This window comes from Pseudomonas lalkuanensis, from assembly GCF_008807375.1.
Lineage (GTDB): Bacteria > Pseudomonadota > Gammaproteobacteria > Pseudomonadales > Pseudomonadaceae > Metapseudomonas > Metapseudomonas lalkuanensis.
On sequence record NZ_CP043311.1, the window covers coordinates 2,388,472 to 2,400,137 of the forward strand.

General features: G+C 65.9%; 10 protein-coding genes. 6 read left to right on the plus strand and 4 right to left on the minus strand.

The window, feature by feature from the left end:
• Positions 1-202 precede the first annotated feature (202 nt).
• The 6 genes from FXN65_RS11370 (at position 203) to FXN65_RS11395 (ending at position 6,117) form a co-directional block, all read left to right on the plus strand.
• Positions 203-1,402 carry an NAD(P)/FAD-dependent oxidoreductase gene (locus FXN65_RS11370; RefSeq protein WP_151133303.1) on the plus strand — a complete coding sequence of 400 codons (1,200 nt, stop codon included), beginning with the start codon at positions 203-205 and terminating at the stop codon, positions 1,400-1,402.
• Between the two features lie 298 nt (positions 1,403-1,700).
• Positions 1,701-3,137 carry a sensor histidine kinase gene (locus FXN65_RS11375; protein WP_244620722.1) on the plus strand — a complete coding sequence of 479 codons (1,437 nt, stop codon included), beginning with the start codon at positions 1,701-1,703 and terminating at the stop codon, positions 3,135-3,137.
• Positions 3,134-3,760, plus strand: coding sequence for a response regulator transcription factor (locus FXN65_RS11380; protein WP_151133304.1), 627 nt, complete (start codon positions 3,134-3,136; stop codon positions 3,758-3,760). Before FXN65_RS11375 ends, FXN65_RS11380 begins: the two co-directional genes overlap by 4 nt.
• Before the next feature lie 98 nt (positions 3,761-3,858).
• On the plus strand, positions 3,859-4,347 hold the full coding sequence (locus FXN65_RS11385; protein ID WP_151133305.1) for a GlcG/HbpS family heme-binding protein: 489 nt from the start codon (positions 3,859-3,861) through the stop codon (positions 4,345-4,347).
• 287 nt (positions 4,348-4,634) lie between these two features.
• The gene (locus FXN65_RS11390) at positions 4,635-5,591 is read left to right on the plus strand and encodes a hypothetical protein (protein WP_244620723.1); all 957 of its coding nucleotides are present in this window, start codon (positions 4,635-4,637) and stop codon (positions 5,589-5,591) included.
• A 301-nt stretch (positions 5,592-5,892) separates the two neighbouring features.
• A complete protein-coding gene (locus tag FXN65_RS11395) occupies positions 5,893-6,117 on the plus strand; it encodes a VF530 family protein (RefSeq protein ID WP_151133306.1) in 225 nt (74 codons plus the stop codon).
• Between the two features lie 31 nt (positions 6,118-6,148).
• Here the strand turns inward: FXN65_RS11395 and FXN65_RS11400 are convergent, their stop codons facing one another.
• The 4 genes from FXN65_RS11400 to FXN65_RS11415 all read right to left on the minus strand — a co-directional run bounded on the left by FXN65_RS11400 (position 6,149) and on the right by FXN65_RS11415 (position 11,666).
• Entirely contained in the window at positions 6,149-7,942 is a 1,794-nt protein-coding gene (locus tag FXN65_RS11400) for an alpha/beta fold hydrolase (protein ID WP_151133307.1), read from the minus strand.
• A 400-nt stretch (positions 7,943-8,342) separates the two neighbouring features.
• Complete coding sequence (locus FXN65_RS11405; protein WP_151133308.1) at positions 8,343-10,277, minus strand: DEAD/DEAH box helicase; 1,935 nt, start codon at positions 10,275-10,277, stop codon at positions 8,343-8,345.
• 357 nt (positions 10,278-10,634) lie between these two features.
• Positions 10,635-11,156 (minus strand): gluconokinase, encoded by a 522-nt coding sequence (locus FXN65_RS11410; protein ID WP_151133309.1) that lies wholly within the window; start codon positions 11,154-11,156, stop codon positions 10,635-10,637.
• Positions 11,157-11,213: 57 nt separating this feature from the next.
• Positions 11,214-11,666 (minus strand): BRO-N domain-containing protein, encoded by a 453-nt coding sequence (locus FXN65_RS11415; RefSeq protein WP_178119308.1) that lies wholly within the window; start codon positions 11,664-11,666, stop codon positions 11,214-11,216.

Below are 11,666 nucleotides of genomic sequence, written 5' to 3' on the forward strand. Positions count from 1 at the left end.
CGCTGAGCAGGATTGGAGCGGGAGTCTTCACGTGAAGAATGAGGCGCGCTGAACCTCGTCCCATAGCACCCATCGCAAGCCGCGCCATCATTTCGCACAAGACCCGCTATCAATCGAATTGAGTATTCCGGTCCCGGTACGAGACCGACTATCTGCCCGGCTGAACATCCGTCGTCATCTGACCTTGCCTCCGGAGCAGACCATGAAAGACATTCTGATCGTCGGTGCGGGATTCGGTGGAGTCTGGGGTGCCTTGAGCGCCGCCCGGCTGCTGGACAAGTACGATTGTGATTACGTGCATATCATCCTGCTGGCGCCCCAGCCGGAGCTGCGCATACGTCCGCGTTTCTACGAGCCGGAGGTGCACCGGATGTTCGCGCCGCTGGAGGACTTGTTCGACACGGTGGGCATTCGCTTCATCATGGGCACGGCCAACCGTATCGACGAGCAGGCGCAGACCGTCGGCTACATCGACGAAACGGGGCAGCAGGCCGAACTGCACTATGACCGCCTGGTGCTGGCGACCGGCAGCCAGCTCGTGCGCCCGAATGTGCCAGGCCTGGACACCCATGCCTTCGACGTCGACCAGATCGAATCGGCGGTGCGCCTGGAGAATCACCTTCGCTCCCTCAAGGACCGGCCCTGCAGCGCCGCCCGCAATACGGTGGTGGTCGCCGGTGGAGGATTCACCGGCATCGAAACCGCCACCGAGATGCCGGCACGCCTCAAAGCCGTGCTCGGCGATGACCAGGACATCCAGGTGATAGTCGTCGACCGTGGCCCGCAGATCGGCGCCGCCCTGGGTGACGGGATTCGCCCGTCGATCATCGAAGCGTCCCGGCACCTGGGCATCGAATGGGTGCTGAACGCCACCGTCGCCGCGGTGGACGAGAACGGCGTGACCCTCGCCGATGGCCGGCGCATCGAGGCCGCGACGGTGATCTGGACCGTTGGCTTCCGTGCCAGCCCGCTGACCGAACAGTTGACCAGCGTGCGCGATGCGCAGGGGCGGCTGCACGTCGATGAGCACCTCAAAGTGTTCGGCCAGGACAAGGTATTCGCCGCCGGAGACGTTGCCTATGCCGCCACCGACGACCTCGGCAATTTCGCGGTGATGTCCTGCCAGCACGCGATCTCCCTCGGCCGGCATGCGGGCAACAATGCCGCCGCCGACCTGCTCGGCGTTCTCCCGACGCCGTATCGCCAGCCCAGGTACGTGACCTGCCTGGACCTCGGCGCCTGGGGCGCGGTGTTCACCGAAGGCTGGGACCGCCAGCTCAAGCTGGTCAAACAGGAAGCCAAGGAGCTCAAGACGCAGATCAATACCCTGTGGATCTACCCGCCGGCAGCCGATCGCGCCACCGCCCTGGCCGCCGCCGACCCACGGATTCCCGTGGCGTAGGCCGTTTCCACAGCCCGATTCGAAGACGGATTGCACCTTCGTTGTGGGAGCGAATTCATTCGCGATTGAAATCGCTCCCACTGTCGAAGATGCTCGTCGCACAGCCTGCGTTGGCTATAGGGCCCGGACGCGTCCATGCTCACTGCGGTCATGAAACAATGGCGCATTTCCGCAATCGGGCTGAATGGATGCAAGCAATCGGCATCTCGCTTCCGCAACACGCTATCGACGCGCCGCGTGGCTGCTCGCTGCCAGCCTCCGTAGCCGTACGGATGGTCGATTTTCGAGGCGGCAGGGCATGATGCCGGTCGTGAAACCCCTGACGATTTCCCGCACCTTCGTTCTCTGGCTGGTCCTGTTCTGTCCCATCGCTGCCTGGATCGGCTGGCAGGACTACGCCGACCGCTACGAGCGATTTTTCCAGGACACCAGCATCGCCCAGCGCATGCTCAGCCAGAAGACTGTGCAGCACGAAGCGGTGCTGGCCACCCTGGCCGCGCTGTCGCACCCGCCCATTCCCGAACGCCTGCTGCCCAGCCTGCAACCCTCCATGCCGCAGTTGCTGGGGTTGGGTTACCTGCGCGATGGCGTCTGGGCGGGCAGCACCGACTTCCCGCCGGGGCTGGCGGCTGCCGTCCGGCAGGCGCAGCAACTGGGGCGGCCGGTCACGCTGGCGCTGGACGAGGCCCGCTACTGGCTGGTGGCCCCCTCGGGCTGGAGCCTGCTGCTGGACGCCCGGCACCTCATTCCCGTCGCTGACTTCCCGCCCTCGCTGGCCATGCTGACGCTGGACGTGGGGGCAGGGCCGCTGACGCTGCTGGCGCGCCAGTCCGCCAGCTCGGCGGGCTTGAAGATCGACCTGCACAAACCGCTGGGTGCGGTCAGCCAGCCCTTTCCCGTGCACAGCTGGCGCACGCTGACGCTCGCCGACTGGCCCTGGACCGCGTGGCTGGCCTGGGCCGCCGCCAGTTGCCTGCTGGCGGCCGGTACCACCGCCTGGCAGCGCTCGCGCGCCGAAGCCAGGCGGCAGCAGGAGGCGGTCCGCCTCGCGGCGATGACGCGCCTCAGCACCCTCGGTGAAATGGCTGCGGGTATCGCCCATGAATTGAACCAGCCGTTGACCGCCATCCTCGCCCAGGTGCGCGCTGCCGAACGCCTGCTGGATGACGAGGAGGAGCGCCCGGCGGTACGCCAGGCCCTGCTCGCCAGCGCCGGCCAGGCCCGGCGCGCGGCCGACATCATCAGCCGCATGCGTGAACTGGTGAAACCCAGTTCGCCTTCACCGCGCAGGGTGGTGGACCCCGACGCGCTGGCGGCTTCGCTGCTGTTCCTGCGTGAAGATGAGCTGGCCCGTCGCGGCATCCGCCTGACCTGGCGCAACGCAAGGCCCGGCGCCCGCCCGCTGGGTGACCGGGTAGCGCTCGAACAGATCCTGCACAACCTGGTGCAGAACGCCGCTGACGCGTCGGGCACCCGGAGCATCGCCCTGAATGGCGCTGTCGAAGGCAGCGAATACGTATTCAGCGTCAGCGACGACGGCCCCGGCATCGATGCCGAAGCCCTGCCGCGGCTGTTCGAGCCGTTCTACACCACGCGGCCCCAAGGCATGGGGCTGGGCCTGGCACTGTGCGAGACGCTGGCCGGGGCCATGGACGGCCGCATGACCGTCCGCAACCTCGAACCCCGGGGCGCCTGTTTCACCTTGCGCCTGCCCCTTGCCGGAGCCGATGCATGAGCCTCCCCGCACATTCCCCGCTCGTATACCTGGTGGACGACGACGATGCCGTGCGCGATGGGCTGGCGCTGTTGCTGCGCAGCGTCGGCCTGCGCAGCGAGGGGCATGGCGATCCCCAGGCCTTTCTTGCCTCGCTGTCGCCGCAGTCCATCGGTTGCGTGGTGCTGGATATCCGCATGCCGGGTATCGGCGGGCTGGACGTGCTGGCGCAGCTGGCGGAGGTGTCCGATCTGCCGGTGGTGATGCTGACCGGTCACGGCAACGTCGACCTGTGCCGCCGTGCCTTCAAGGGCGGCGCCATGGAATTCCTGCAGAAGCCGGTGGATGACGATGTGTTCCTGGATGCGGTGCAGGCCGCCGTGCGCAGCCATGTCGCCAGCCGCGAGCGCCAGGCGGTGACCCAGGCTGCCGTCGAACGCCTGGCGCGTCTGTCCGGGCGCGAACGCGACGTGCTGGTGCGCATCGTCCAGGGCATGAGCAACAAGGAAATCGCACGCGAATTCGACCTGTCGCCGCGCACCGTGGAAACCTATCGGGCCAACGTCTTCGCCAAGCTCGAGGCCGACTCGCTGGCGCAGCTCATCCGCCAGTACGCGACCCTGCTGGACTCGCCGTCTCCGTAGCGCTACGGAGGCTGCAGCGTAATCGGGCGAATACCGCCCCCGGCTCGCGCTCGAGACACTGGCTACTCCTGAAATCGATCCCCGGAAAGGACGTAACCATGTCTCGTTATTCGCTTGCCGCGCTGTTTTGCTCGCTGACCTTCGCGGGCGCCGCCAATGCCGCCGTGCTGAAAGAAAGCAATATCTCGACTGCCGACGCCCAGAAACTCGCCGCCGCCACTGTCGCCGCCTGTCAGGCCAAGGGCTACAACGTGAGCGCTGCGGTGGTGGACCGTGCCGGCCTGCTGAAGGCCTTCGCCCGCGCCGACAACGCCGGCCCGCACACCATCGAAGCCAGCCAGGCCAAGGCCTTCACCTCCGCCTCCGCCAAGACCCCGACCCTGGCCATCATGGAAAACGCCCAGAAGAACCCGGTTGCCGCCAACCTGACCGACATTCCCGGCTTCCTGCTGCTGGGCGGCGGTGTACCGGTGAAGGCTGGCGATGCCGTGATCGGTGCCATCGGCGTGGCCGGCGCTCCGGGCGGCCACCTCGATGCGCAGTGCGCGGACGAAGTCCTGGCTGCCAACGCCGAACTGTTCAAGTAAGCGGTAGGGAAGACCGGGGGGCCCATTGGTCGGAAGCCATCCAGCGCCATGGCGGCCCTCTGCGAAATGATTCCGACTCCGATGTTCGGTCGTTGACTCTCCGGCACATGGGGCTAGCGTTACCTGGCGTGGGAAAATTTCCCACTGTTGGGGCCGACTGGTTCTGAAGGATCGTGCGGATACACCGCTGTTGCATTTCAAGCTGAAGTCAGATGCCCGCGCTGGTTGGCCGGCCGCTCCTGTGAGCGGTGAGGAAATCAAGGACTCATCCGACAAGAGGTGACGAAATGAACTCCCGAACTGTTCCATCTGACGCTTCGACTGCCTTCAGCCCCACGAAGGCCGTTCCCCTACGCGTTCCGCTAGCCGCTTTCCTGGCGCTTTCGCTCGGCCTCATCGGCCAGCAGGCGCAGGCTGCCAAGGATGCCGGCTGCGAGGGCGGCGGATTCTCCGTCGTGCTTCCCGGCGGGACGCTTTCCAGCCCCACGGACACCGTGGTGCCCGCCAGTTCGGTGGGCGCCAGCTTCCTTGTCCAGGGCAAGTTCGTGAGGTTCGAAGTCGATGCGACCACGCTCGGCGTTCGCAACTACACCCTGACCGGCGCAGCGAATCCGCTGGACATGACCGGTGGCGTACCGACCACCTTGTTCGCCAGCAAAACGCCAAATCTCGGCGGCGTGGCGCTGAACGGCAAGCTGACGGTGGAGGTGGAGGGCAACGATGTACTGCTGCAACGGAGCGGCCCCGGCGTCAGCATGAAGATCCAGGCCAAGGACTGCGCCCAGGGCGGCATCTTCCAGATGGAGCCGGCGCGTGCCGATGGCCTCCCGACCGACTTCATCCATGTATTGGCGGAGGGGGTGTTCTACTTCGATAACCCCAATTTCCGAAATCCGCCCCCGCTGCCGCTTTGCACGCCGCCCAATTTCACCCCGCAGTGCTACCCGGTGCCGGTGACGCCCCGGATCAATTTCGGCAATGACCTGTCCTCCAGGCTGGTCGGACGGGACAGCCCGCAGGTAGCCACGCGCATCAGCCAGTTCGGCGGCGTGTCCGTGTGGCGTGTGTCCAGTGGCGGTCGCATGGGGGGCGTACTGGGCGAGGACTCCGTCGAGGTTGCCCCGCCGCCGACGAACTGCGTCAGGAACTGCCAGGCGCAGAACCGCGTTCGCGGCAAGTACCCGGTGCTCGGCTTCCCCTTCCCGGTGCCTGAAGCCAGCCGGCTGACGCCGCGATTCCCTTGAAGGGGCTTGGCGACCAGCAGGAGTGATTCAAGGGGAAGAAAGGTCACCACGGACCTGGGCACTGAGACGGTGCCTGAGACGGAGGCGGTGATCCGTGGTGACCAAGCCTTGTCCTCTCCGGGACTTTGCTGAGCGTACCTGCAGGGCGCGATTGCATGGCTGTTGGCGATGAACGGACGGACCGGGATTACCGGCAGGCCTTGCCTGGGGCCGGCGCAACGGTGATGGGGATGGCGGGAGTGGCCTTCTGCGATGCGTGGCCCTAAGCTCCACCGCTTTCGCAGACTGAACGAGGCCCGCCATGACCCAAACCCCGAACAATCCGCTGCATGGGGTCACGCTGGAAAAACTGCTCAACGAACTGGTGGAGCACTACGGATGGGACGGCCTGGCCAAGCGTATCGACATCCGTTGCTTCAAGAGCGACCCGAGCATCAAGTCCAGCTTGACCTTCCTGCGCAAGACGCCCTGGGCGCGGGAGAAGGTCGAAGCCTTGTTCATCCAGTTACGTCAGCGCCAGGGCTGAATCCGCCCCGGCGTTGCTCGGCGTCGTGCCCTCAGCGTTCCATCACGTAGAGGCCGGGGGCGGGGCAGAGCGGCGGGTACTTGCGCGAGCCGAGCTTCTTCGGCGCCGTCTGGCTTTCGCCCGAACGCTGCTGGATCCACTCGCGCCAATGGGGCCACCAGCTGCCCTCGCAGCGCTCCCCGGCGTTCTGCAACCAGGTTTCCGGATCGTCGGCGTTGGCCGGCGCCGAATAGAAGTACGACTTGGGGTTGCCGGGCGGGTTGACCAGGCTCTGCAGGTGACCAGCGTTGGACAGCACGAAGGTGGCGTCCTCGCCGAACAGGCGAGCCGTGCCGTAGCAGCCCTGCCAGGGCGTGATGTGGTCGGTGGTGCCGCCGATCACGTAGGCGCCGACCTGCACCTGGGTCATGTCGATGGATTCGCCGGCGATCGAAAGGGTGCCTGGATTGCTGTATGGGTTCTGCTGTACCAGGTCGAGGTAGTCCGCGTGTAGCTGGGCCGGGAGACGCGTGGTGTCGTTGTTCCAGGCCAGGATGTCGAACGCCGGCGGCTTGTTGCCCAGCAGGTAGTTGTTCACCCAGTAGTTCCAGATGAGGTCGTTGGGCCGCATCCAGGCGAACATGCGCGCCATGTCCTGGCCGCTCAGTACCCCCTTGTGCCGCGAGCTGGCCTTGGCCGCACGCAGGGCAGACGGTGTGGTGAAGAGGCCGAGGGTGGTATCGCCCAGCGCCGAGGGCATGTCGAGCACGCACACCGCCCAGCAGGTGTTGGCCACCTTGTGGCCTTCGCCGCGCGCCGCCAGCCAGCCCAGGTAGGCCGCCAGGGTGATGCCGCCGGAGCAGGAGCCCCACATGTTCACGTCCGGGCTGCCGGTTATCTGGCGTGCCACGTCCACGGCCTGGTCAAGACACAGGGCGTAGTCGGACAGCGACCATTCGCGGTGCTTGGCCGTGGGGTTGCGCCAGCTGATGACGAACAGGTTCACGCCGCTGTCCTGCACCCACTTGATCAGGCTCTTTTCCGGCGACAGGTCGATGGCGTAGTACTTGTTGATCTGCGGCGGCGACATCACCAGGGGCCGGGCAAACATGTTCGGCGTGGTCGGCGCGAACTGCAGCAGCTCGAACATCTTGTTGCGGTACACCACCTCGCCCTTGGCCGTGGCGATGTTCTCCCCGACCTTGAACGGCGTGCTGTCGACCTGCGCCGGCAGACCGCGATTGTTCAGCATGTCATGGGTGAACTGGCGAATGCCCCGGGCGAGGCTCATGCCGCCGGTGTCCACCAGCTTGCGCAGGGCGGTGGGGTTGGTCAGCGGCGAGTTGCTGGGCGCTACCGCATCGGCCAGGAGCGAGGCGACGAACTGGGCGCGGCTCTTTTCCAGGGGCGGCAGATCGGCCGATTCGATGAAGCGGTTGAACTCGCTCTGGCCGGCCAGGTAGCTCTGCAACAGGCCACGCAGGAGGAAGTTGGATTGCCAGGCCGGATCGGCGAAGCGCTTGTCCTTGGGGTCCGGCGCGATGCTGGACTTGCCCCTGACGATGGCGCCCATCTCCTTCAGGTACCCGCCGAGGTGATAGCCGGCCTTGAGCGGCGATTTGCCCACGGCCTTGAGCAGGTAGCCGGCGGAGCTGGCCAGGTCGGCGGCGCGCACGCTGACCAGCGGATTGCCGGCCAGGGTCTGGTTGGTGGCAGTGCCGATCAGCTCGTGCTGCTGGGCGTCTCCCGGGAGGTCGGCATCCTTGCGGCTGCGGCGGGTTTTGCCGGCTGCCGGACGTCGCTTGGTTGTTGTTGTGTTCTGGGACGTTTGAGTGGATTTGCTCATGGCGACTCTCGAGTTTCCGGGCCCTTGGCCCTGCCTGCGGTGAATGGCAGAAACTCTAGGGCCCAAGGAAACCCGGGCACCTTGCATCCGGCGACAGCGGTTTTTCATTTCATGACATCGGCTGAGCAGGCCGACGAAAAGAGCGGATTGCCGGTCCCGCAGGGGGCACCGCGCACCGTCTTCCCGGGCCGAACGATGATGTCTCCCATTGGATCGCAGTGCTTCGCTGTAGGAGCGAATTCATTCGCGATTGAAATCGCCCCGACAGGGTTCGTGCCGTGTTCGGCTTTTCCTTGTGGGGGAATTCCCAGGTAGGGTGAGCTGTGCGCGCACCAGGAAGGTGGCAAGCATCGCCTCGGGGCGCATGGCGCCCCCTGCTTCTGGACACCGTGACGAAGCTTTACTCGCGATGGCCGCGCCGCGCCAGCACCTCGACCGCTCCCTGCACCTTGTTCGAATACCAGATCACCCGGCTCACGCCCCGCGTGATGGCGACGTAGGCCAGGCGCAGGCTTTCGTCCTGCATGGCCTGGTCGTAGCTGTTGCGGAAGAAGCCGGAGTGGGCATAGAGCGCATTGCGCAGCGGGTGTTTCTCCGGCGGCGCGCAGTCATCGACGATGATCGCCACCTCCGCCTGCAAGCCCTTGGCGCGGTGGATGCTGTAGGCCCGCACCGGCAGCGCCGGGTCCAGCTGGGCCTGGATCTGCCGCAGCGGCTCGTTGCGCCGGGAGAGCAGCAACACCGGATTGCGGTCGGCATTCGTACGGCTGGCCACGTGGGCGCACTGGGCCTGGATTTCCTGCACCAGCTCCGGCAGGCAGGTCTTGAGGTCGAAGCGGCTCACCAGCTTCACCCCGTGGTCGCCGGGCTGCATGGCCTTGAATGCCTTGCTGCCCTTGGCCTGCTTGAAGGCCACGCCCTCCAGCACCGCCTCGCCGTCCCGCAGGATGGGCTCGATGGAGCGGTAGTTGGTTTCCAGTGTCAGCACGGTGCTTTTCTTCGTCTTGCCCTTGCTGGGGAAGTGCCGGTCGAAGTCCATGAACAGCTCCGGCGAACTGCCGCGCCAGCCGTAGATGGACTGCCAGTCGTCGCCGATGGCCATCAGGCTCACTGCCTCGCCCTGGCGTGCCAGGCCGCGATGCAGGGCCTGCAGCCACTGGACGATCTGTGGCGAGATGTCCTGGAACTCGTCGATCAGCAGATGGCAGAAGGGCGCCAGGGCCTCGCCGGGCAGGCCATTGCCCTTGGCCAGCACTTCGCCCAGGCGCTGGAAGGCGGCGTTGAAGGTCATCAGCCCCTGCTGTTGCAGCAGCGCCTCGAAGTGCTTCCAGAACTGCGCCAGGGCCTCGACGAAGGTGCGTTCCCGCGCCGAACAGGCCAGGGCACGGGGTTTGAGGCGATCGACGCGGATGCCGATGCTCTCCATGAAGCCGGCCTGCACGTAGAAGGCTTCGAAGAGCGGCAGCGGCGTGAACTCGCCGGCCGGCTTGAAGCCATCCAGGGGCGCCTTCGGAATTCGCGCTGGCTGGCCTTCGGCCGGAGCGGGCAGAGGGGGCAGGCCCAACAGGTCGTGGACCCGCTCGCGGAAATCCGCGTCCGCTGCGTAGCAATCCTGGTAAGCCTGTTGCAGCAGGCGTTGCTGGGCCGGGCGCAGGCGACCGGCCAGCAGCGGGTTGTCCAGCTCGCCGGCGCTGGCGTCGTCCAGTTGCTCGAACCAGCGCGGGTTGCCCAGCAACTCCTTGGCCAGGGTGCCCATGGCCGAATGGAAGGTGCGCACGCACTGGCGCGCCTGGGCGGCATCGAAGGGAAACTGCCAGAAGGCCAGTACTTTCAGCAGCTGCTCGCGCAGCTGGGCGCAGGAGGCATTGGTAAAGGAAATGACCGTGAGGCGCTCCGGCGCCACGCCCATGTGGCAGAGCATGAACACCACCCGCAGCACCAGGGTGGTGGACTTGCCGGAACCGGCGCCAGCGAAGATGCGGGTGAGCGGGGCGCGGCCGAGGATCATCGCCCATTGTTCATCGGACGGCGGGCTGACCACGCCAGCGGCGACCGCCTGGGCCACCCGTTCGCGCATCGCCTGCAGTTGGGCCTCGGTCGCCTTCATCCGGGCGCCAGCGTAGATGCCTTCGTCGGCAGGCTTTTCCGGTTTGGCGGGGCCATCGCCTGCGGCGGCTTTCCGGGTGCCGGCGGCCTTGGCCTTGCCGCCATTGGCAGGCTTCTTCGCCCGTGGCGTCGGCTTGCGCAGTTGGTCAGCGGCTTCACGCTCGGCGCGCAGGTACTCGGTGGTACGCGGGAAGTAACGCGCAAGGGCGCGTTTCATGGCAGACAGCATTGGATCGATCCCCGTAACCACGACAAAGCGCGGGATTCTAAGCGCTTTTCCCCAAAGACTGGATGATGGCGGAATGGCTTCAGCGAAAGGCAGGGAGCTTGTGTGGGGGATCGCGCTTCACCGATCCACCATCGGGCATCCATGGTGGAAATGAAGAGCGGTTTCCACCCTGCAGCGCCTTGTGGGAGCGAATTCATTCGCGATTGAAATCGCTCCCACAGGGTGGACAACGCTCCTTTTGTCCACCCATCGAGGCTGGACTCGGCACCGATCCAATGCCCGTAGGGTGCGCCGTGCGCACAAATGACAATGCCCGGTGCGCGCGGCGCACCCTGCCCATGGGCACTGACTCGTTCTTCACGCCGGTGCGTGCTGCTGCCACCACTTGTGGATGGCGCTGGCCAGTTCACCCACTGACAGGGTGCCGTCAAGGATCAGGGTCAGTGGCTCGTCCAGCGGTTCTTCCAGGTCGGCGAACTGGCTGTCCAGCAGGCTGCACGGCATGAAGTGGCCATGACGCCGGGCCATCCGCTCGGCAGCGGCGGCGGGGGAGAGCTTCAGATAGGCGAAGCCCACGCCAGGCATGGCGTGGCGCAGACCGTCGCGGTAGCTGCGCTTGAGGGCTGAGCAGGTAAGGATCGGATGCTCGCCATCGACCTTGGCACGGTGCAATCGCTTTTCCAGGGCGCGCAGCCAACTGGCGCGGTCCTTGTCGGTCAAGGGCTGCCCGCTGCTCATCTTCTGGATATTGCGGTCGGGGTGGAAGGCATCCCCCTCGATCAACCGTGCCCCGCTGCGCACCTCCAGCGCCCGGGCCACGGCGGACTTCCCGCTACCGGCAACACCCATGATCACCACTGCGTTTATGGGCTCGTACATCGCGATATCTCAGCTGCTGGTACTTAAACAGTAGGCAATGTGAGCGAAAAGATGGTTTCAGCTTGCCGAGAACTTGTACTTGTAGGATGGGTAGAGCTTGCGAAACCCATCCTGCGAAAGCAGGCACTCTCCCCATCGCCCTGCGCCTATCTGCCCATTCCACAATCCGCTCACCACCTCCTGACTCACCCACCGGCGCAGCAGCCGGTTCTCCGGGTTGTAGCCGTACATCCAGGGCAGGGTGTGCAGGCCGGATTCGCTGATCAGGGGTTCTCCGTTGAAGCGGCCGTTGCCATGGAGCGGCAGCACGCGCTGGCCGGGGTCATCACAGAGCCTGCCGATAAGGCGGTCGTTGATCCCGGTGTTGAACAGGCGGCGCAGGTCGCGGGTGGAGAGCCAGGCTTCGTGGCCGATGAGGAAGGCGCGCAGCGTGCGGCGGCGGAAGGCCTGTGGCGTGATTTCGGGAAGGGTCGTGGCAACGCTCCATCCATTGAACTGTGGAGCCGCCAC

Bases quoted from the DNA above. Each gene is read 5' to 3' on its own strand.
- FXN65_RS11370 (WP_151133303.1), top strand. From the start codon at position 203: ATGAAAGACATTCTGATCGTCGGTGCGGGATTCGGTGGAGTCTGGGGT.
- FXN65_RS11375 (WP_244620722.1), top strand. From the start codon at position 1,701: ATGATGCCGGTCGTGAAACCCCTGACGATTTCCCGCACCTTCGTTCTC.
- FXN65_RS11380 (WP_151133304.1), top strand. From the start codon at position 3,134: ATGAGCCTCCCCGCACATTCCCCGCTCGTATACCTGGTGGACGACGAC.
- FXN65_RS11385 (WP_151133305.1), top strand. From the start codon at position 3,859: ATGTCTCGTTATTCGCTTGCCGCGCTGTTTTGCTCGCTGACCTTCGCG.
- FXN65_RS11390 (WP_244620723.1), top strand. From the start codon at position 4,635: ATGAACTCCCGAACTGTTCCATCTGACGCTTCGACTGCCTTCAGCCCC.
- FXN65_RS11395 (WP_151133306.1), top strand. From the start codon at position 5,893: ATGACCCAAACCCCGAACAATCCGCTGCATGGGGTCACGCTGGAAAAA.
- FXN65_RS11400 (WP_151133307.1), bottom strand. From the start codon at position 7,942: ATGAGCAAATCCACTCAAACGTCCCAGAACACAACAACAACCAAGCGA.
- FXN65_RS11405 (WP_151133308.1), bottom strand. From the start codon at position 10,277: ATGCTGTCTGCCATGAAACGCGCCCTTGCGCGTTACTTCCCGCGTACC.
- FXN65_RS11410 (WP_151133309.1), bottom strand. From the start codon at position 11,156: ATGTACGAGCCCATAAACGCAGTGGTGATCATGGGTGTTGCCGGTAGC.